The organism is Bradyrhizobium sp. WYCCWR15520, assembly GCF_056174665.1.
This window is the reverse complement of the sequence record NZ_JBWBWM010000032.1, coordinates 58,201-76,664: the sequence shown is the minus strand read 5'-3', so window position 1 is coordinate 76,664 and position 18,464 is coordinate 58,201. Positions and strand designations below refer to the sequence as shown.

Annotated in this window: 19 protein-coding genes; 10 read left to right on the top strand and 9 right to left on the bottom strand. The window is 63.6% G+C overall.

Going from position 1 to position 18,464, the window contains the following annotated elements; translation table 11 throughout:
• Position 1: 1 nt before the first annotated feature.
• Complete coding sequence (locus AC0QUY_RS31065) at positions 2 to 352, bottom strand: RidA family protein (protein WP_161850522.1); 351 nt, start codon at positions 350 to 352, stop codon at positions 2 to 4.
• Positions 353 to 434: 82 nt separating this feature from the next.
• The gene (locus tag AC0QUY_RS31060) at positions 435 to 2,093 is read right to left on the bottom strand and encodes an FAD-binding dehydrogenase (protein WP_475390043.1); all 1,659 of its coding nucleotides are present in this window, start codon (positions 2,091 to 2,093) and stop codon (positions 435 to 437) included.
• A gap of 291 nt (positions 2,094 to 2,384) precedes the next feature.
• Here AC0QUY_RS31060 and AC0QUY_RS31055 point away from each other — a divergent pair, with 291 nt between their 5' ends.
• The 6 genes from AC0QUY_RS31055 (at position 2,385) to AC0QUY_RS31030 (ending at position 7,769) form a co-directional block, all read left to right on the top strand.
• On the top strand, positions 2,385 to 2,855 hold the full coding sequence (locus AC0QUY_RS31055) for a hypothetical protein (protein WP_161850520.1): 471 nt from the start codon (positions 2,385 to 2,387) through the stop codon (positions 2,853 to 2,855).
• Positions 2,856 to 3,137: 282 nt separating this feature from the next.
• A complete protein-coding gene (locus AC0QUY_RS31050; protein ID WP_475390042.1) occupies positions 3,138 to 3,332 on the top strand; it encodes a hypothetical protein in 195 nt (64 codons plus the stop codon).
• Between the two features lie 24 nt (positions 3,333 to 3,356).
• Complete coding sequence (locus tag AC0QUY_RS31045; RefSeq protein ID WP_475390041.1) at positions 3,357 to 3,947, top strand: SCO family protein; 591 nt, start codon at positions 3,357 to 3,359, stop codon at positions 3,945 to 3,947.
• 92 nt (positions 3,948 to 4,039) lie between these two features.
• Positions 4,040 to 4,957 (top strand): transporter substrate-binding domain-containing protein, encoded by a 918-nt coding sequence (locus AC0QUY_RS31040; protein ID WP_246738465.1) that lies wholly within the window; start codon positions 4,040 to 4,042, stop codon positions 4,955 to 4,957.
• A 139-nt stretch (positions 4,958 to 5,096) separates the two neighbouring features.
• On the top strand, positions 5,097 to 6,737 hold the full coding sequence (locus tag AC0QUY_RS31035; protein WP_475390040.1) for a lysine--tRNA ligase: 1,641 nt from the start codon (positions 5,097 to 5,099) through the stop codon (positions 6,735 to 6,737).
• 249 nt (positions 6,738 to 6,986) lie between these two features.
• Entirely contained in the window at positions 6,987 to 7,769 is a 783-nt protein-coding gene (locus tag AC0QUY_RS31030; RefSeq protein WP_475390038.1) for a class II aldolase/adducin family protein, read from the top strand.
• Positions 7,770 to 7,930: 161 nt separating this feature from the next.
• On the opposite strand, the gene AC0QUY_RS31025 is transcribed toward AC0QUY_RS31030, so the two are convergent.
• Complete coding sequence (locus tag AC0QUY_RS31025) at positions 7,931 to 8,425, bottom strand: mismatch-specific DNA-glycosylase (protein ID WP_475390037.1); 495 nt, start codon at positions 8,423 to 8,425, stop codon at positions 7,931 to 7,933.
• Between the two features lie 22 nt (positions 8,426 to 8,447).
• On the bottom strand, positions 8,448 to 9,101 hold the full coding sequence (locus AC0QUY_RS31020) for a S24 family peptidase (RefSeq protein ID WP_475390035.1): 654 nt from the start codon (positions 9,099 to 9,101) through the stop codon (positions 8,448 to 8,450).
• A gap of 183 nt (positions 9,102 to 9,284) precedes the next feature.
• Between AC0QUY_RS31020 and AC0QUY_RS31015 the strand changes: the two genes are divergently transcribed.
• Both AC0QUY_RS31015 and AC0QUY_RS31010 read left to right on the top strand, forming a co-directional pair.
• On the top strand, positions 9,285 to 9,629 hold the full coding sequence (locus tag AC0QUY_RS31015; RefSeq protein WP_161850515.1) for a DUF952 domain-containing protein: 345 nt from the start codon (positions 9,285 to 9,287) through the stop codon (positions 9,627 to 9,629).
• Positions 9,626 to 10,723: a quinone-dependent dihydroorotate dehydrogenase gene (locus AC0QUY_RS31010; RefSeq protein WP_161850514.1), complete on the top strand. Its 1,098-nt coding sequence runs from the start codon at positions 9,626 to 9,628 to the stop codon at positions 10,721 to 10,723. The genes AC0QUY_RS31015 and AC0QUY_RS31010 overlap by 4 nt, the downstream gene beginning before the upstream one ends.
• A gap of 91 nt (positions 10,724 to 10,814) precedes the next feature.
• Here AC0QUY_RS31010 and AC0QUY_RS31005 read toward each other — a convergent pair whose 3' ends face one another.
• The 5 genes from AC0QUY_RS31005 to AC0QUY_RS30985 form a co-directional block, all read right to left on the bottom strand.
• A complete protein-coding gene (locus tag AC0QUY_RS31005) occupies positions 10,815 to 12,137 on the bottom strand; it encodes an MATE family efflux transporter (RefSeq protein ID WP_475390034.1) in 1,323 nt (440 codons plus the stop codon).
• Position 12,138: 1 nt separating this feature from the next.
• On the bottom strand, positions 12,139 to 12,873 hold the full coding sequence (locus AC0QUY_RS31000) for an MBL fold metallo-hydrolase (protein ID WP_161850512.1): 735 nt from the start codon (positions 12,871 to 12,873) through the stop codon (positions 12,139 to 12,141).
• A gap of 25 nt (positions 12,874 to 12,898) precedes the next feature.
• Positions 12,899 to 13,201, bottom strand: coding sequence for a DUF6460 domain-containing protein (locus tag AC0QUY_RS30995; protein WP_161850511.1), 303 nt, complete (start codon positions 13,199 to 13,201; stop codon positions 12,899 to 12,901).
• Positions 13,202 to 13,298: 97 nt separating this feature from the next.
• The gene (locus AC0QUY_RS30990) at positions 13,299 to 14,954 is read right to left on the bottom strand and encodes an ATP-dependent DNA ligase (RefSeq protein ID WP_161850510.1); all 1,656 of its coding nucleotides are present in this window, start codon (positions 14,952 to 14,954) and stop codon (positions 13,299 to 13,301) included.
• Positions 14,951 to 15,988, bottom strand: coding sequence for a ligase-associated DNA damage response exonuclease (locus tag AC0QUY_RS30985; RefSeq protein ID WP_475390072.1), 1,038 nt, complete (start codon positions 15,986 to 15,988; stop codon positions 14,951 to 14,953). Before AC0QUY_RS30985 ends, AC0QUY_RS30990 begins: the two co-directional genes overlap by 4 nt.
• Before the next feature lie 197 nt (positions 15,989 to 16,185).
• Here AC0QUY_RS30985 and AC0QUY_RS30980 point away from each other — a divergent pair, with 197 nt between their 5' ends.
• Together AC0QUY_RS30980 and AC0QUY_RS30975 are read left to right on the top strand one after the other, a co-directional pair.
• Positions 16,186 to 17,112, top strand: a complete 927-nt coding sequence (locus AC0QUY_RS30980) for a class I SAM-dependent DNA methyltransferase (RefSeq protein ID WP_161850509.1) — start codon at positions 16,186 to 16,188, stop codon at positions 17,110 to 17,112.
• 106 nt (positions 17,113 to 17,218) lie between these two features.
• Positions 17,219 to 18,448 carry an ABC transporter substrate-binding protein gene (locus tag AC0QUY_RS30975; RefSeq protein WP_161850508.1) on the top strand — a complete coding sequence of 410 codons (1,230 nt, stop codon included), beginning with the start codon at positions 17,219 to 17,221 and terminating at the stop codon, positions 18,446 to 18,448.
• Positions 18,449 to 18,464: the final 16 nt, after the last annotated feature.

Here is an 18,464-nt window from a genome sequence, read left to right as displayed (position 1 = left end):
CTTACTTCGCCGCGACCACCATGATCTCGACATTGTACTGCGGCGCCGCCAGCTTGGCCTCGACGGTGGCGCGCGCCGGCGTGTTGCCGGCCGAGACCCAGCCGTCCCACACCGCGTTCATCTCAGGGAACGTCTTCATGTCGGTGATGTAGATCGTGGCTGACAACAGCTTCGACTTGTCGGTGCCGGCCTTGGCGAGATGGCCGTCGATGATGGACAGAATGTCCTGCGTCTGCTCGGTCACGCTCTTGCCGGCCGCGGTGCCGGCGACGACGCCGGCGAGATAGACGGTGTTGCCGTGGACGACGACCTGGCTCATGCGAGGTCCGGTTTCGAAGCGCTGGATGGTCATATTGTTCTCCTGATAGGGGGCGGCGGCTTCTTAGCGCGCTCGCGTCCCCACGGCTACTGCGTTATTTGCATTGATAAGTCGCCTAGCCCGCAGCTTTCGCCGCCGCGCGTCCCGCATTCCGTCCCGAGAACAGGCAGCCGCCCAGGAACGTGCCCTCCAGCGAACGATAACCGTGCACGCCGCCGCCGCCGAAGCCGGCGGCTTCGCCCGCGGCATAAAGTCCTGGGATGATCTGGCGGTCCGTGCCGAACACGCGCGAGTCGAGATCGGTCTCGAAGCCGCCCAGCGTCTTGCGCGTCAGGATGTTTAGCTTCACCGCGATCAGCGGGCCGTGTTCGGGGTCGAGAATTTTGTGCGGTTTTGCGGTGCGGATCAGTTTGTCGCCGATGTAGCGGCGCGCATTGTGCAGGTTCATCACCTGCGCGTCCTTCACGTAGGGGTTGGTGATCTCGCGGTCGCGCGCTTCGATCTGCGCCTTGATCTGATCGTGCTTCAGCAGGTCGTTGCCGGCGAGCGCGTTCATCGCGCTGACGAGGTCGGCGAGATTGTCGCGCACGATGAAGTCGGCGCCGTTCTGCTTGAACGCTTCCACTGGAGCCGGCGCGCCCTTGTTGGTGGCGCGCTTGATGGTCATGCGCCAGCTTTTTCCCGTGAGGTCGGGATTCTGCTCGGAGCCGGAGAGCGCGAACTCCTTCTTGATGATGCTCTGGGTCAGGATGAACCAGGAGTAATCGTGGCCGGTCGACATGATGTATTGCAGTTGGCCGAGCGTGTCGGAGCCGGGAAACAGCGGCGCGGGCAGGCGCTTGCCCGTGGCGTCGAACCACATCGAGGACGGGCCGGGCAGGATGCGGATGCCATGGCGCGGCCAGATCGGGTTCCAGTTTCGGATGCCCTCAACGTAATGCCACATCCGGTCGCGATTGATCAGCCGCGCGCCGGCGGCCTCGGTAATGCCGATCATGCGGCCGTCGACATGTTCGGGCACGCCGGAGATCATGAACTTCGGCGGCTCGCCGAGACGCTTCGGCCAGTTCTGCCGAACCAGCTCGTGATTGCCCCCGATGCCGCCGGAGGCGACGACCACCGCCTGCGCGCGCAGCGTAAAATCGCCGATCACTTTCCGCGATGAGCTTTTGCCGCGCTCGACACTGTCAGGTTCGAGCACCGAACCGCTGACGCCCTCGACCGCGCCGTTCGTCATCATGAGTGTGTCGACGCGGTGGCGAAACTTGAACGTTAGCCGGCCTTTTTGTTGCGCTTCGCGCGCACGGCGCTCGAACGGCTCGACGATGCCCGGACCGGTGCCCCAGGTGACGTGAAAGCGCGGCACCGAATTGCCGTGGCCCATCGCGTCATAGCCGCCGCGCTCGGCCCAGCCGACCACCGGAAAAATACGGTGACCCATCGCGCGCAGCCAATCGCGCTTCTCGCCGGCGGCAAAGGCGACATAGGCTTCCGCCCATCGCTTCGGCCAATGGTCGTCGTCGCGATCGAAGCCCGCGGTCCCCATCCAGTCTTGCAGTGCGAGATCGTGGGAGTCCTTGATGCCGAGCCGGCGTTGTTCGGGAGTATCGACCAGAAACAATCCGCCGAACGACCAAAAGGCTTGTCCGCCAAGGCTTTGCTCGCCTTCCTGGTCGACGACGATGACGCGCTTGCCGGCGTCTGCGATCTCGGTTGCCGCGACCAGCCCCGCCAGTCCAGCGCCGACCACGATTACGTCTGTGACCTCAGTCATCGTTTCCTCCCCCGTGCCATCTATGATTCAAGCCCGCGTCGTCGCGTGCGGTCAACGGCAAACGCCTTCTTGCCTCGGGACCGCGTCGCCATCCACGCAACGAGTCGTTTGTTCCAGTTTGGGACCTTTTCGCGCGGAGGGTGCAGCGGCCCGGCAACACTTAATTTGAATTTGTTTTGAGCGACCTTCGTTGCCTAGACAAAATCACGATCTCCAACGACGCTACATCCTGTCTTGCATCACTAAGACAAGCAGATTCGGTTTCGACATTTCTTCGACTGGGGCTGGGATATGAAGCTGGTGACGGGGTTGCTTGCCGCGGTGCTGCTGCTGGCGGGGGTGGGGGCGAGCCAGGCGGTGGTGCGGATAGCCGACGATCGCGGCGGCCGGATCGGCACCTATGTCGACAAGTACCAGGGTCTGCGCACCTCGGGCGAAACCGTCATCATCGATGGCCTGTGCGCCTCGGCCTGCACTATCGTGCTCGGCGCGGTTCCCCATGACCGGATTTGCGTCACCTCGCACGCCAATCTCGGCTTCCACGCCGCCTGGGATTTCGGCGCCAATGGCCGCGCCGTCACCAACGCCGAAGCAACCCAGATGTTGTATTCGATGTATCCGATACCAGTGCGGAAGTGGATTGCGGCCCGTGGCGGCCTGACCCAGCGCATGATCTTCCTGCGCGGCAAGCAATTGCAGGCGATGTACAAGCCCTGCTACCTCGACGCCCAGGCCTCCAGCAACAAGCCCGCAGCGCGCTAAGCCGGGCGAACTGCTCCCGCCATCCCACGTTTGAATTGAGACTCTTTCCCCTTCTCCGTCATGGCCGGGCTTGTCCCGGCCATCCACGTCTTTCCTGCTGATGGTCTGTTAGGACGTGGATGCCAGGGACGTCGACGCGCTTCGCGCTTATGCCCGGGCATGACGGACCGTTTTTGGAAGCGCTGCCCTCACTTGTGCGCAGCCATTCTCCCTCCGCATGACGTGATTTCCCCTGCGGCCATTCCGCTTGCCTGCCCGGGGAACTGGCCCTATCTCAAACCAATGGTTCAGCCGATTTCCACCCAGCAGGGCATGATGGCGGCGGCCCGGCCGCAGGGCCGGGTGGCGTCCATGATCGTCTGGAGTGCTGCCGGCCTCAGCACGCTGGCCGTGCTCGGCGCGGCCGCATTGTGGTTCCATTACGGCACCGCGGTGTTTTTCGAAATGATCGCCGCTGGCATCTCGGCCTGCTTCTGATCGGGCAACAAGGAATTTCATCCCATGGACCGGACCATCCGCCCGCTGGTGATCATCGCTGCCTTCGCCGCCAGCCTCGCGCTCGGTCTTGTGATTATGCTGTGGGCGCTCGGCGGCCTGCGCACCGTCACGGCGCCGGCTGCGATCGGCGGGCCGTTTCAACTGACCGACCAGGCCGGCCAGACCGTCACCGAGCAGAACTTGAAGGGCAAGCCGACGCTGATCTTCTTCGGCTTCACCCATTGTCCGGATGTCTGCCCGACCTCGCTGTTTGAGATTTCGGAAGTGCTGAAGGCAATGGGCAAGGACGCTGACCGCGTCAACGCCTGGTTCGTCTCCGTCGATCCCGAGCGCGACACGGCAACCGCCATGAAGGACTATCTCTCCAGCTTCGATCCGCATCTGAAGGGGCTGACCGGCGCGCCCGAGGCGGTGGCCAAGGTGATCTCGTCCTACCGGGTCTATGCAAGGAAAGTCCCGCTCAAGGACGGCGATTACACCATGGACCACACCGCGCTGGTCTATCTGATGGACCGCGACGGCAATTTCGTAGCGCCCTTCAACCTGAAACGGACGCCGGAGGAAGCCGCCAAGGACCTCAAGCGCTATCTCTGAGCGGCATGCCTGGCCGAAAGGGCCAAAACGGCCCTCGCATCGCCGGCCGGATGGTCTATAAGGCCGGAAATTCCGCGAAGCCATTGCCGAAGATGCCAAGTCTTACTGTCCCGTTAACCAATGCAAGTCTGCATCGAACCGTCAGCGTCTGGCTGGTCGGGCTGTCGATTGCGGCTGCGCTGACGGCTGTCAGCGGCAGCGCGGCTTACGCCCAAACCCAGCCCCGCCCGGCGGTGGAGGCAGCCCCGCAAGCGGTGCCCGGTTTCTGGGACCCGCGGCGGCGCCCGGACCGGCCGGACATGTCGCGCCTCACCGTGATCCGCTTCCTGACCGAGACCGATTACCCCCCGTTCAACTTCACCGGCCCCGATGGCAATCCCGCCGGCTTCAATGTCGATCTGGCGCGCGCGCTGTGCGACGAAATCAAGATTTCCTGCACCATCCAGATGCGCCGGTTCGAGACGCTGGTCGACGCCATCACCAGCAACCGCGGTGACGCCATCATCGCCTCCATGGCGGTGACGCCGGCCCTGCGCGCCCGGCTCGATTTCACCGATCCGTATTACCGTGCCCCGGCGCGCTTCGTGTCGCGGCGCGACGCCGTCATGCCGGAGGTCCGGCCCGAATATCTCGAAGGCAAGAAGGTCGGCGTCATCGGCGGCACCTCGCACGAGGCCTATCTGAAGGCGATGTTCACCGACGCGGAGATCAAATCCTACCCGAATGACGATGCGCTGCGCCTCGCACTCAGACGAAGCGAAGTCGATTTTATCTTCGGCGACGCGATCTCATTGGCGTTCTGGATCAATGGCACCGATTCCGCCGATTGCTGCGCGTTCTCGGGCGGACCCTTTGTCGAAAGCCGCTATTTCGGCGAGGGCATCGGCATCGCCGTGCGCAAGGGCAATGATCTCCTGCGGACGTCGCTGAACTGGGCGCTGTTCCGGATCTGGGAAAAAGGCCGCTTTACGGATTTGTGGCTGCGGTATTTTTCCATCAGTCCGTTCTGACGGCTCCGCCCCCGTCATTGCGAGGAGCGGAGCGACGAAGCAATCCATGCCTCAGCAAACCGTGAAATGGATTGCTTCGCTTCGCTCGCAATGACGGCTATAACCGGCCGGTTTCATGGCCCTGGAGAGCCTCTTTAAAATGTCCACCATCGACCTTGCCTTTAGCCCGAGCGATTTGCGCGCGCTCGCCGAACAATCCAACGCCTGGCCGTTCGAGCAGGCCAAGGCCATTGTCGCGCGGCTGAAGAAAAGTCCGAAGGACGAGGTGCTGTTCGAGACCGGCTACGGTCCGTCGGGCCTGCCGCATATCGGTACCTTCGGCGAGGTCGCACGCACCACGATGGTGCGCCACGCCTTCCGCGTGCTGACCGAGGACAAGATCAAGACGCGGCTGCTCGCCTTCTCCGACGACATGGATGGCCTGCGCAAGGTGCCGGACAACGTGCCGAACAAGGAGCTCTTGGAGCAGCATCTCGGCAAGCCGCTGACCAAGGTGCCCGATCCCTTCGGCACCCATCCGAGCTTTGGCCAGCACAACAATGCACGGCTGCGCGCCTTCCTCGACCAGTTCGGCTTCGACTACGAATTTGCGAGCTCGACCGACTACTACGCCTCGGGCAAGTTCGATGCCGCGCTGCTGCGCATGCTGGAGCGGCTGGACGCGGTGATGAAGATCATGTTGCCGTCGCTTCGCGAGGAACGCGCTGCAAGCTATTCGCCGTTCCTCCCGATCTGTCCGCGTACCGGCATGGTGCTTTACGTGCCGATAACGGAGCATGACGTGAAGGCCGGAACCGTCTCTTACGACGATCCCGAGACGAAGGAGCGCGTCACCGTTCCGGTCACCGGCGGCCATTGCAAGCTGCAATGGAAGCCGGACTGGGCGATGCGCTGGTTCGCGCTCGGCGTCGACTATGAAATGGCCGGCAAGGACCTGATCGATTCGGTCAAGCTGTCCGGCAAGATCTGTTCAGCGCTCGGCGGCACGCCGCCCGAGGGGTTCAATTACGAACTGTTCCTTGACGAGAAGGGCCAGAAGATTTCGAAGTCGAAGGGCAACGGGCTTACCATCGACGAATGGCTGCGCTACGCCTCGCCGGAATCGCTGTCGCTGTTCATGTACCGCGAGCCGAAGGCGGCGAAGCGGCTGTATTTCGACGTGATCCCGCGCAATGTCGACGACTACCAGCAATTCCTCGATGGATTCACGCGGCAGGATGCCAAGCAGCAGCTCGCCAATCCGGTCTGGCACATCCATTCCGGCAAGCCGCCGAAGGCCGACATGCCCGTCACGTTCCAGTTGTTGCTGACGCTGGTGTCGTCGTCGAATGCGGAAAACGCTGAAACGCTATGGGGCTTCATCGGCCGCTATCGTCCGGGCGTGACGGCGCAGTCGCATCCGAAGCTGGACGCGATGGTCGGCTACGCCATCAACTACTACCGCGACTTCGTGGCGCCGACGAAGCAGTTCCGCGAGCCGACCGACATCGAGCGCGCCGCGCTGCAGGATCTGCGCGATGCGCTGTCGCAATTGCCGGCGGGGTCGAGCGCCGAAGACATCCAGAACGTGGTCTACGAAATCGGCCGCCGCGAGCCGTTCCTGGATCAGGTCAAGAAGGGCAAGGACGGCCGGCCGGGCGTTTCGCTCGACTGGTTCAACATGCTCTACCAGGTGTTGCTCGGACAGGAGAAGGGCCCGCGCTTCGGCTCGTTCGTCGCGGTGTATGGCGTGACGAATGTGGTCAACATGATCGACGGTGCGCTGGCAAGGAGTGCGTAGGGCGCCACACCCAAAGTCGTCATGCGCGGGCTTGACCCGCGCATCCATCTTGCTTCGCAAGACGCTCTCGATTGGTGGATTGCCGGGTCAAGCCCGGCAATGACAGCCTGCCTGCCCCGCAAACCGGGATGGCAGGTCCGCCGCAATTTCAGCGATGGCCGCGCCGGATTGCGCTACAATGCCCTGAATAACAGCCGTCCAAAGCCTCCGCCGAGGGGCGGGCACCACACGGAATCAGGGAGAACGCTCATGCAATTCAGGGTTTCGCCGAAGTCGCTCAGCGAGTACAGCGCCGAGGAATGGCAGGCGCGGGTCGATCTCGCGGCCGCGCACCGGCTGGCCTTCATCCAGGGATTTTCCGAAGGCATCTTCAACCATCTGACCTTCGTGGTGCCGGGCAAGAGCGACCGCTACTACCAGATTCCGTTCGGCACGCATTGGTCGGAGGTCACCGCTTCCTGCTTCATGGAAGTCGGCATCGACGACGGCGAGGTCAAAAGCGGCGAGGGCGAGGTCGAGCGCTCCTGCTATTGCATCCATGCGCCGATCCATAAGGCGCTCCCGCAGGCAAAGGCGGTGTTTCACACCCACATGCCGCACGCCAGCGCGCTGACGCGGCTCGAGGATCCCCGCATCAAGGAGATCGGACAGACCGAGGTCGGGCTGTCAGGCGCGATTGCCTATGACGACGAATATACTGGCCCGGCCCTCGATCCCGCCGAAGGCGCGCGGCTGGCAAAAGTTATTGGCGACAAGACCGTATTGTTCATGGCCAATCACGGCATCTCCACCGTCGGCGCGACCGTCGCGGAAGCCTATGACATGCTCTATTACGTCGAGCGGGCCGCCCAGGTGCAGATCTATGCGATGTGGACCGGGCAGAGGCTGAAACAGCTTCCCGCGCCTGTGGTGGAGAAAACCAAGCGCGATTACAAGGACGATCATCTCTACAAGGGACCGACCCCGGCCCAGCGGCATTTCGATGCCTTGAAGCGGATGCTGGACCGGAAAGAGCCGGACTACGCGACGTGACTTCCTTCCTTCTCCCCTTGTGGGAGAAGGTGGATCGCTGGCGCGTAGCGGCAGCGGGATGAGGGGTCTGCTTCCGCGGAGAGAACCCCTCATCCGCCTTGCCTTCAGCAAGGCACCTTCCCCCACAAGGGGAGAAGGGAAGATCCGCGCGCCCGACTCCGTCACCCCGCTGCTCTCGCCTCACTCGCAAACCGGTGCCAGACTTCCGGCCGCCAGCTTCCATTGGCCGCGCCCGAAGTCGACGGCAAGATCCACACACGGGTATCGCCGATCAGTTCACGCTGCTCGCCGTAATCTCGTTTGGTATCGAAGAATTTCTGTCCGGCCGTCTTGCTGGTGAACGCGAGAAATCGCGGACGAAATGTCGCGATCGCACTGCGCAGCCGGGCGCGATCCGCCGTCGTCAATTTTGGCAGCGTCGCTCGGTCCATCCCCGCGCCCGCTTTCACGAGATCAGTCAGGCCGATCCCATGTTGCAGCAGGTCCCGATATTGATGCGGCTGCAGGCGCTCCGGCGTCAGCTTTGTCTCGTGTAATATCGTCCAGAACTTGTTTTGCTTGTGCGCGTAGTAGGCTCGCTCGGCCGCGGAAGTCGTCCCGGCGGCGGTCCCGCACAGCACGATGCGGAGAGAATGTTGCAGCAGATCGCTCAGCACGTCCGTCACGGCAGCGGCAATCCTACTGGCTCGCCCAAACGATGCGCGCGATCCAGGCGACGTCATCGGCATCCAGCGTGCGGTCGGCCTGCGCCGGATTGAGCGACTGTAGCTCCAGCGTCTTCGTTGTCCGCCGCTTCAATTCCTTGACCATCACTTCGCCATCCGAGGTCTTGAGCACCACGCGATCGCCGCGCCGGATCGGCGTGCCCGGCGATACCACGATGATGTCGCCGTCGCGATAGGTCGGCCTCATCGAATCGCCCGAGATTTCCAGCGCGTAGGCGTACTCGTCGCTGGCCGATGGCAGCTTCGCCTCGTTCCAGCCCTTGCCGGCGGGAAAGCCGCTCTCGTCGAAATGGCCGCCGCTGCCGGCTTGCGCCAGCGCAAGCAGCGGCACCGATTGCAGGCTGCGCGCGCCGTCGCCGATCAACTGCACGAAGGTGTCGATCGACGAATTGGTCGCGGCCAGCGCCTTGGAGACCGATTCGGTCGAAGGCCAGCGCTCGCGCCCGTCGGCGGTGATGCGCTTGGATTTATTGAACGTGGTGGGGTCGAGGCCGGCGCGCTTGGCCAGCCCCGAGGGTGACATGCCGGCGCGTTCCGCCAGCCGGTCGAGCGCGGTCCAGATCTGGCTGTGGGTCAGAAGCCGTTGCGCCTTGGCGTGCCTGGCCATCGAAAATCCCTGGAGCGGTCTAGGAATTATTGCCTGATCCGGCCCCTTTGCGCAATCTTCGCGCACACCTGCCGCGGCAGCGCTTGAGTTGGCAGCCCGCCGCCTTTACGGTCGGCCGCCAGCCCGGCCATTTCCGGGAAATCCCAAGAGAGTCAACGACAAGTAGGGGAAGCCCGGACAGCCGTGCCTACGATCTACAAAATCACCCCCGCCTCGGCCTGGCGCGAGGCCGAAAGGCAGGGCGTCTATCGGGGCAGCGCGGACGATCTGCGCGATGGATACATTCATTTCTCAACCGCCGCCCAGGTCGCCGAGACGGCGCGAAAGCATTATTTCGGCCAGACCGGCCTATTCCTGGTTGCGGTCGACGCCTACGCGCTGGGCGATGCGTTGCGCTGGGAGCCTTCGCGCAACGACGAACTGTTCCCGCATCTCTATGGCGAGCTCGATCTCGGCGCAGTGATCGCCATCCTCGACATGCGCGCGCGGTCCGACGGCACGCACGACATTCCGGAGCTTATACCGTGATCCGCGCCTTCGACGCCTTTTCGCTGCCGCTGCTGCGCTGGTTCGACCCGGAGGACGCGCATCGCATGGCGATCCATGGCCTGCGGCTGTTGCCGCCGGTCAGGCCACGGGCGGATGACCACAAGCTGGCGGTGCGCGCCTTCGGCCTGAATTTTCCCAACCCGATCGGGATGGCGGCGGGCTTCGACAAGAGCGCGGAGGCGCCCGACGGGCTGTTGCGGCTCGGCTTCGGCTTCGTCGAGATCGGCACCGTGACGCCGAAGCCGCAGGGCGGCAATCCGCGGCCGCGGCTGTTCCGGCTGGAGCGGGATGAGGCCGTGATCAACCGCATGGGCTTCAACAATGACGGCGCTGAAGCCGCGCTGCGACGCCTGGCAGCGCGCGCCCATCATGGCGGCATCGTCGGCGTCAATGTCGGGGCCAACAAGGATTCGCCTGATCGCATCGCCGATTACGTCAAGCTGATCGAGACCTTTGCGCCGGTCGCGAGCTATTTCACCGTCAACGTCTCCTCGCCGAACACGCCGGGCCTGCGCAATCTGCAGCAATCGGCGGCGCTGGACGAACTGCTGGCCAAGGTGATCGATGCGCGCGAACGGGTGCGGAAGAACGCCGGCGATTCGCCGGTGCTGCTCAAAATCGCGCCGGATCTCAGTCTGACCGAACTCGACGACGTCGTGCACATCGCACGCTCGCGCGGTATCGATGGCATGATCGTCGGCAATACCACGCTGGCGCGGCCCTCGAGCTTGCGCGAACAGGCAAGGGCGAAAGAGCAGGGCGGCCTATCCGGCCGGCCGCTGTTTCGATTGTCGACCCGTATGGTGGCGGAGACCTATGTGCGCACCGAAGGCGCGTTTCCGCTGATCGGCGTCGGCGGCATCGATTCGGGCGGCGCGGCGCTGACGAAGATCCGCGCCGGCGCCAGCCTGATCCAGCTCTATTCGTCACTGGTTTACAAGGGGCTGGGGTTGGTGGATAGCATCAAGAACGATCTCGCCTCGACGCTGTTGCGCACGGGGCGCGACTCGCTATCGGAAATCGTCGGCGCGGATGCCGCGACGATCACCGCCGAAGACTGGCCGGTGCGGTAGAACCGTAGCCCGGATGAAGCGCAGCGCAATCCGGGACAATTTTACCCGCTTGCACGAAGACCCCGGATTTCGCTTCGCTGCATCCGGGCTGCTAACCAAACGACTTCTTCAACAGCGCCGGATACCGCAGCGCCTCGAGCCCGCCACGCGCGGCGTAGTGCACCAACAGCGCGCCCCATAGTCCGGCATTGCCGAACGACCGCAGTGCGAACCACGCGGTGAGAAAGATCACCAGCGAGGCCACCATCAGATTGCGCATGTCGCGCGCCCAGGTGGCGCCGATATAGACGCCGTCAAAGGCAAAGGCGAACACGCCAAGCAGCGGTGCGAAGATCACAAAGGGCAAATAGTCTCGCGCGATGCGCCGCACCTCCACGCTAGCCGTCATGATGTCGATAAACGCAGGCCCAAACAGCAGGAAACTGGCGGCGACCGCAAGCGCAAAGCCAAAGCCCCACATCACAACGAGCTTCACGGCGCCTGCAAAGGCCGCCTTGTCGCGGGCGCCATAGGCGCGGCCGCAGAGTTGCTCGGCGGCGTTGGCGAGGCCGTCGAGGAAGAAGGCACCGAATAGCAGAAAATTGTTGAGCACCGCATTCGCGGCGAGCGTCGTATCGCCGGCACGCGCGCCCTGTGCAGTGAAGAACAGAAACGCCGCTATCAGCGATGCGGTTCGGATCATGATGTCACGATTGACCGAAAGCATCCGCATCAGCTTGGTCCGATCGAATAGCAACGCGCGGGATGCCGCGAACTGCTCTTTCGAAAGGTGACGCGCGATCAGCAATCCGAGCGCGAGGCCTGCGGCTTCCGCGATCAGCGCGGCGATGGCAGCGCCGGCAATTCCGAAGTCGAGCGCGAGCACCAGCACGACGGTCGCCGCCACGTTGATGAGGTTGATGGTGATCTGCATGCCGAGTGCCAATTTGGCGCGGGCCTGCCCGATCAGCCATCCCAGAACGACATAATTGCCGAGCGCCAGCGGCGCCGACCAGATCCGGATGGTGAAGTAGGTTTTTGCCGCGCGCGTGACGCCTTCGCTGCCGCCCATGGCGCCGAGCAAGATCGCCGCGAGCGGCACCTGCAGCGCAATCAGCGCTCCGCCGATCAGCGCGGCGACGATCAGCCCGCGCAGCAGGATAGCGCGCAGTTCTGCGAACTCGCCCGATCCCAGCGACTGCGCGGTGAACGCGACCGTGCTCATGCGCAGGAAACCGAACAGCCAGAACATGCAGTCGAACAGCACGGATGCCATCGCCACGCCGCCGAGCAGCGTGGCGTCCCCGAGCCGTCCGATCGCAGTGGTTGAGACGATGCCGATCAGCGGCGTCGTCAGGTTGGCGACCATCGCGGGACCCGCGATGGCAAACACCTGGGCTGTGGTGACCCTGGAAGCAGGATTGAGCGAATGCATCCTAGAGCTCGACGATCATGCCGTCATGGGCGGCCGTGTAGGGCAGTTCGCCCAATCGTCCGAGCATGTCGTCGCTCATATGCGTCAGCACCAGCCGCTTGGCGTTGATCTCGCCCAGATGCGCTTCCAGCGTCTTCAGGCTGAGGTGGTTCTTGACGATCTTGTCGTAATAATAAGCTTCCGCAATGAACAGGTCAGCGCCGCGTGCGGCGGGGATCAGCGTCTCCGTCCACTCGGTGTCGGCGCTGTAGGTGATGACACGGCCTTCGGCCTCGACACGATAGGCCAGGAACGGTCCGCCGGATTCGCCATGGACGACAGGATAGGGCGTCACCTTGACCTCGCCAAAAGCCCGGCTCTGCTCCGGTTCAAGGGCTACGACCGAGAGATCGAAGCGCTGTTTGGTCTTGGATGAATGCTCGAACAGCGCTTCCATCAAGTTGGGCAGTTTGGTCTCGATCCCCTGCGGGCCGGCGATGACGAGCGGACGGGTGCGGCGCGTGAACTGCGCATCCAGCAACAGGAACGGCAGGCCGCCAAAATGGTCGCCGTGGAAATGCGTGATCAGGATCAGATCGATCGCGTCGCGTGAGATGCCGAGGCGCTTGAGCGCCGGCAGCGAGGAGGCGCCGCAATCGATCAGGAAGTTGACGCTGCTGCCCGTGACGTGGAAGCAGGTGTTGAACCTGCCGCCGGAGCCGAGCGCGTCGCCGCAGCCGACAAATCGTAATTGCATCGGCCGCTCACCGCCTGTTGAGGGATTATCGCCCGCGCGAGCTGCCGAACAGCCGCGACAGCAGCCAGATCGGGATCACGAGCACGGCGCCGAGCAGGAAGTAGCGCCACAGCCAGTTGACCGTGTCGAAGCCGAGATCCCACAGCCGCCGGAACAGCGTCTGAATGCTGTGCAGGATATTCCAGGGATCGAAGCCGATGGCCGCGAGCACCACGCCGACCAGGATCGACAGCAGGATCAGCCGGAACGCCACCGACAGCGGCGAGCCGCCGAGGAAGCGGTACAGGCCGTCATTGCCGGCCGGCAGGTCTCTGACGTCGTTGGGCATCGGTTTCTCCTCGCGTGTCGCGCGCATTATACGGCACGGCGGGGCACATGGGGAACCCGCTTGTGCCGGTCAATGGCCGCCATGCGCTCCGGGAAACTTAATTTGTCGTCATTTCCTGCTTCAGCATCCGTTCCAGCGTCTCGAGCCGGTCGGCCTCGCGCGGCGGCTTGTCCCAGCGCAGGCGGCTGATGCGGGGAAACCGCATCGCGACGCCGGATTTGTGCCGTGGCGAGCGGGCCAGCCCCTCGAAGGCGACTTCGAGCACCAGCCCCTGCTCCGGCTCATGCACGACATGGCGGACGGGTCCGAATTTTTCGGTGGTGTTGCGGCGAACGAAGCGGTCGATCTGTAGCAGCTCCTCGTCGGTGAAGCCGAAATAGGCTTTGCCGACCGGAACCAGTTGCTCGCCATCCTCGCCCTTGGTCCAGACGCCGAACGTGTAATCCGAATAATAGGACGAGCGCTTGCCGTGTCCGCGCTGGGCATACATCAAGACGGCGTCGATGATGTGCGGATCTCGCTTCCACTTCCACCACTGGCCCTTGGGGCGCCCCGGCAGATAGGGCGCGTCGCGCCGCTTCAGCATCACGCCCTCCACCGCCTCGGCATCCTCGCCCGCGCCGGCGCTTGCGGGATCGGCGCGCGCGGCCATCAGCGCCTCCCAACTGTCGAAGGCAACTGTCGGCGATAAATCGATGCGCGGGTCGTCGAGCTTTTTGACAAAGGTCTCCAGATGCGCGCGCCGCTCGGCAAACGGCAGCTCGCGCAGGTCGTTCTCGTCGTCGCCGAGCAAATCATAAGCACGCAGGTGGATCGGAAAATCCTTGATCAGTTTTGGCGAGACGACCTTTCGGTTCAGCCGCTGCTGCAGCACGTTGAACGTCTGCACGCGGCCTTCGCGGAGCACCAACAGCTCGCCATCGATGGCGCCGGGCAGATGCAGCGACGGCACCAGATCGGGAAAGCTCTTTGTGATGTCCTCGCCGGTGCGTGAATAGAGCCGCGCCTGCATCTGCCCGCGCTCATCGCGGCCGGCGACCGCCTGCACGCGGATGCCGTCCCATTTCCATTCCGCGATGAAATCGGCAGGATCCAAACTGGCAAAATCCGTATCCTCGATCGCATGCGCCAGCATCACGGGACGGAACGGCGCCGGATCGCGGTTGACCGGCTTGTCGCCGCGGCCTTCCAGCCAGGCGAACAACTCCAGATAGGGCGGCGCGAGCCCCGGCCAGATCAGCTCAATCTCGTGCGGATCCTTATCCCCAAGTGCGGCCGCAGCGGTCTTGGCCAGCCGCGCCGAAATCCCTATCCGCATCGCGCCGGTGACGAGTTTCAACAGCGCCCATCGGCCGGTCTCGTCGAGTTCATCGAGCCAGCGCGCGAGTTGTTTTGGGAGATCGGTCTTGCCGAGGGTACGAAGGGTGGTGACGACTTCGGAGAGGGTGGGGGGCGGCGGGTTGTTGTGGCCGGCCAATTCCCCCTTCGGCCACATCAGCGCAACCGTCTCGGATAAATCGCCGACATAATCATACGACAACCCGAACAGCACCGGATCGGCGCGATCCATAATCAGGTCTCGGATCAGTCCCGGCTTGGCGTGCTTGAACGACAGCGCGCCGGTCAGCGCCGCCAGCGCGTAGCCGCGGTCGGGGTCGGACGTGTCGCGGAAATAAGCCGTGATCAGCCGCAGCTTGTTGTTGCGGCCCGGCTCATAGGCGAGTCGGTCAAGCAATTCCGCAAAGCGGTTCATGCCTCGGCCTCGTCAGCCGCGACCACCTCGTGCTCCTCCTCATCGCCATAACCGACCAGGTCGAGCGGCCGCGCGGCGAGCCCGCGCGACTTGCACCAATGCACCAGTGCGTCTTCCTGACCATGCGTGACCCAGACCTCGCCGGCGCCGGTGGCCGCGATGGTTGCGGTCAGCCCGTCCCAGTCGGCATGGTCTGAAATCACCAGCGGCAGTTCGACTCCGCGTTGGCGGGCGCGCGCCCGCACCCGCATCCAGCCCGAGGCAAATGCCGTGACCGGATCTGGAAAGCGTCTGGTCCAGATGTCGGAGGTGGCCTGTGGTGGCGCCAGTGTGATGGTGCCGGCAAGATCGGCTTTCTTCATGCCCTTCACAGGGCGGAGCTCGCCGAGCGCAATGCCGCGGCTTTCGTAGTAGTGCGTGATCGCTTCCATCGCGCCATGCAGATAGATCGGCGGGTCATAGCCTTGCTCGCGGAGCAGCGCGATCACGCGTTGCGCCTTGCCGAGCGAATAGGCGCCGACCAGATGCGCGCGCTCCGGAAACAGTGCGACCGACGCCAGCAGTTTCTTCACCTCGTCCGCCGCATCGCCGTGGCGGAACACCGGCAGGCCGAACGTCGCCTCGGTGATGAAGACGTCGCAGGGCACCACCTCGAACGGCGCGCATGTCGGGTCGGTGGCATCCTTGTAGTCCCCGGAGGCGACGATGCAGGTGTCCTTGCAGGAGACGGCAATCTGCGCCGAGCCCAGCACATGGCCCGCGGGATGAAATTTGACTTTGACGTCGCCGAGCCGGATCTCCTCGCCGTAGCGGATAGCCTGCGTCGAACGCGCAAAATTGTCGCCGTAGCGCAGCCGCATCATGTCGAGCGTTTCCTGCGTGGCGAGAACAGCGCCATGGCCGGGCCGAGCATGGTCGGAATGGCCATGGGTAATCACGGCGCGCTCGACCGGGCGAACCGGGTCTATGTGGAAGCCGCCCGGCTTGCAGCACAGGCCGGCAGCAACTGGCAACAGGATCTCGTGCGGGCGCATGTCGGTTATATAGGACGTTTCGTCCAGACTTTTAGCTGTCATGCGTGGGCTTGACCCGCGCATCCATCTTCTCAAGAATCTCTCTTTTGATGGATTGCCGGGTCCCGGCTACGCCAAGGCTTCGTCGGGCACTCCAGTGTCAGGCCGGGTAGCTTCAGCGAAGTCGGCAAGCCCGGCAATGACAGATTTCGGAACCCATGCCCGCCCGCCTTTTTCTCTCTTCCGGCGATCTGATGGCCGACCGCCGGTTCGAATTCGCGCGCGATCTGCAATTGAAGGGCGATCTGCCGGCCGCGGCCGATCTGCTATTGCAGGCGATCGAGCTGGCGCCGGATTTCACGTCTGCCTGGTTCACGCTCGGCGGCATCCGCGAAGAACTCGGCGAGCATGAGGCGGCCGTCTCGGCGTTTCAAAAGGCGCGGGCCAGCGATCCCGGCGATCGTCACGGCGCCGGGCTTCGATTGATGCGGCTTGGCGCCGCGCCATTGGCCGGGATGTCGCAGGCCTATGTGCAAACCCTGTTCGACCAATATGCGCCGCGCTTCGAATCCTCGCTGGTCGGCGACCTCGGCTATCGCGGTCCGGCGCTGCTGTTCAAGGCGGTGCTGTCGGTGCGATCGGCCGCGCGCAAGCCGGCGTTCTTCAAGCGCGCGATTGACCTCGGCTGCGGCACCGGGCTTGCGGCGTCGGCTTTCGCCAGGAACGCCGATCATTTCATCGGTGTCGATCTGTCGCCACGCATGATCGAACGGGCGCGCGCCACCAGCCTCTACGCCGAGCTTGAGGTCGCCGACATGCTGCACGGTCTGCGCGCACGGCTGGATGCCAGCGCCGATCTCATTCTTGCCGCTGATGCCATGGTGTACGTCGCCGATCTCGCGCCGGTGCTGATGGAAGCCGCGCGCGTGCTTGCGCCGGGTGGCCTGCTCGCCTTCACCGCCGAGACCCATGACGGCGAAGGCGTCATTATCGGCCAGGGACTGCGTTACGCCCATGCCGCCGCGTACGTGCGCGACGCGGTCGAGAGCGCCGACCTCAAATTGTCCCTGCTCGAAGATCGCTCCGCCCGTAACGAGGACAATACGCCGGTTCCGGGTCTCGTCGTCGTCGCCGCCAAGACTTGAGTCTAGACGCTACGCAATGCCCGAATAGCGGCATTGCGTGCGACATGTGAGCTATTGCCACCTGCGTCGGAATGGCTGATCAAGACTCCGATAAGGGAGAACAACAATGAAGAACAAACAAACCCGGCGCGAATTCGGCGCCACCGTGCTTGCCTCCGCCCTCGCTTCCGCCATGCCGGCGCCCTTCGTTTGGGCGGCCGAGAAAAAGTATGATCCGGGCGCCAGCGATACCGAAATCAAGATCGGGCAGACCGTGCCGCATTCCGGTCCCGGCTCGCTCTATGGCGTGCTAGGGCGGGTCGGCGAGGTTTATTTCCAGATGCTGAACGAGACGGGCGGCATTAACGGACGCAAGGTCAAATTCCTCTCCATGGACGACGCCTACAGCGCGCCGAAATGCGTTGAGGCGACGCGGCGGCTGGTCGAGCAGGAGGAAGTGCTGGCGCTGTACGGCTCGCTCGGCACCGCGCCGCAGACCGCCGTGCACAAATATCTCAATTCGAAGGGTGTGCCGCAGCTATTGCTCAACACCGGCGCGTCGAAATGGAACGATCCGAAGAATTTCAAATGGACCATGGCGGGCCTGCCGCTCTATCCGACCGAAGCGCGCATTCTCGCCAAGCATGTCGTGGGCGTGAAGCCGAACGCCAAGATCGGCATCCTCTACCAGAACGACGATTTCGGTCGTGATTTCCTCGCGCCCTTCAAGAAGGTGCTGGCGGATGCCGGCGGCACCGCCAAGGTGATCATGGAGCAGACTTACGATCTGACCGAGCCGACGATCGATTCGCAGATCATCAATCTCTCGAAATCCGGCGCTGACGTTTTCTACAATATCTCGACCGGCAAGGCGTCATCACAGTCGATCCGAAAATTGGCCGAACTCGGCTGGAAGCCGCTGCATCTGCTGTCAGCGGGATCGACGGGCCGCTCGATTCTCAGCGCCGCCGGTTTCGAGAACTGCACGGGCATCGTCGCGATCCGCTACGCCAAGGAGGTCGGCGTGCCGCGCTTCGAGAAGGATCCCGACGTGATGGCGTTCGAGGAGCTGCGCAAAAAGTATTTGCCCAATGTCGACCCCGATAACACCATCGCCTTTGCCGGTTACGGCCAGGTGGTGGCGATGGCGGAGATCCTGCGCCGCTGCGGCGACGAGCTCACCCGCGCCAACGTTCTGAAGCAGGCCACGACGCTGGCGGGCTTCCATTCGCCCTACATGCTGGACGGCATCACCTACAGCTACACGCCCGACGACTACACGCCGATGAAGACGCTCTACATCTCGATCTTCAACGGCAAGGACTGGGATATCTCCGACAAGCCGGTGACGGAGTAGGAGGTCTTCTCCCTCT

Excerpts from the sequence above, each read along its gene's own strand:
- AC0QUY_RS31065 (WP_161850522.1), bottom strand. The coding sequence starts at position 352 with ATGACCATCCAGCGCTTCGAAACCGGACCTCGCATGAGCCAGGTCGTC.
- AC0QUY_RS31060 (WP_475390043.1), bottom strand. The coding sequence starts at position 2,093 with ATGACTGAGGTCACAGACGTAATCGTGGTCGGCGCTGGACTGGCGGGG.
- AC0QUY_RS31055 (WP_161850520.1), top strand. The coding sequence starts at position 2,385 with ATGAAGCTGGTGACGGGGTTGCTTGCCGCGGTGCTGCTGCTGGCGGGG.
- AC0QUY_RS31050 (WP_475390042.1), top strand. The coding sequence starts at position 3,138 with ATGGTTCAGCCGATTTCCACCCAGCAGGGCATGATGGCGGCGGCCCGG.
- AC0QUY_RS31045 (WP_475390041.1), top strand. The coding sequence starts at position 3,357 with ATGGACCGGACCATCCGCCCGCTGGTGATCATCGCTGCCTTCGCCGCC.
- AC0QUY_RS31040 (WP_246738465.1), top strand. The coding sequence starts at position 4,040 with ATGCCAAGTCTTACTGTCCCGTTAACCAATGCAAGTCTGCATCGAACC.
- AC0QUY_RS31035 (WP_475390040.1), top strand. The coding sequence starts at position 5,097 with ATGTCCACCATCGACCTTGCCTTTAGCCCGAGCGATTTGCGCGCGCTC.
- AC0QUY_RS31030 (WP_475390038.1), top strand. The coding sequence starts at position 6,987 with ATGCAATTCAGGGTTTCGCCGAAGTCGCTCAGCGAGTACAGCGCCGAG.
- AC0QUY_RS31020 (WP_475390035.1), bottom strand. The coding sequence starts at position 9,101 with ATGGCCAGGCACGCCAAGGCGCAACGGCTTCTGACCCACAGCCAGATC.
- AC0QUY_RS31005 (WP_475390034.1), bottom strand. The coding sequence starts at position 12,137 with ATGCATTCGCTCAATCCTGCTTCCAGGGTCACCACAGCCCAGGTGTTT.
- AC0QUY_RS31000 (WP_161850512.1), bottom strand. The coding sequence starts at position 12,873 with ATGCAATTACGATTTGTCGGCTGCGGCGACGCGCTCGGCTCCGGCGGC.
- AC0QUY_RS30995 (WP_161850511.1), bottom strand. The coding sequence starts at position 13,201 with ATGCCCAACGACGTCAGAGACCTGCCGGCCGGCAATGACGGCCTGTAC.
- AC0QUY_RS30990 (WP_161850510.1), bottom strand. The coding sequence starts at position 14,954 with ATGAACCGCTTTGCGGAATTGCTTGACCGACTCGCCTATGAGCCGGGC.
- AC0QUY_RS30985 (WP_475390072.1), bottom strand. The coding sequence starts at position 15,988 with ATGCGCCCGCACGAGATCCTGTTGCCAGTTGCTGCCGGCCTGTGCTGC.
- AC0QUY_RS30980 (WP_161850509.1), top strand. The coding sequence starts at position 16,186 with ATGCCCGCCCGCCTTTTTCTCTCTTCCGGCGATCTGATGGCCGACCGC.
- AC0QUY_RS30975 (WP_161850508.1), top strand. The coding sequence starts at position 17,219 with ATGAAGAACAAACAAACCCGGCGCGAATTCGGCGCCACCGTGCTTGCC.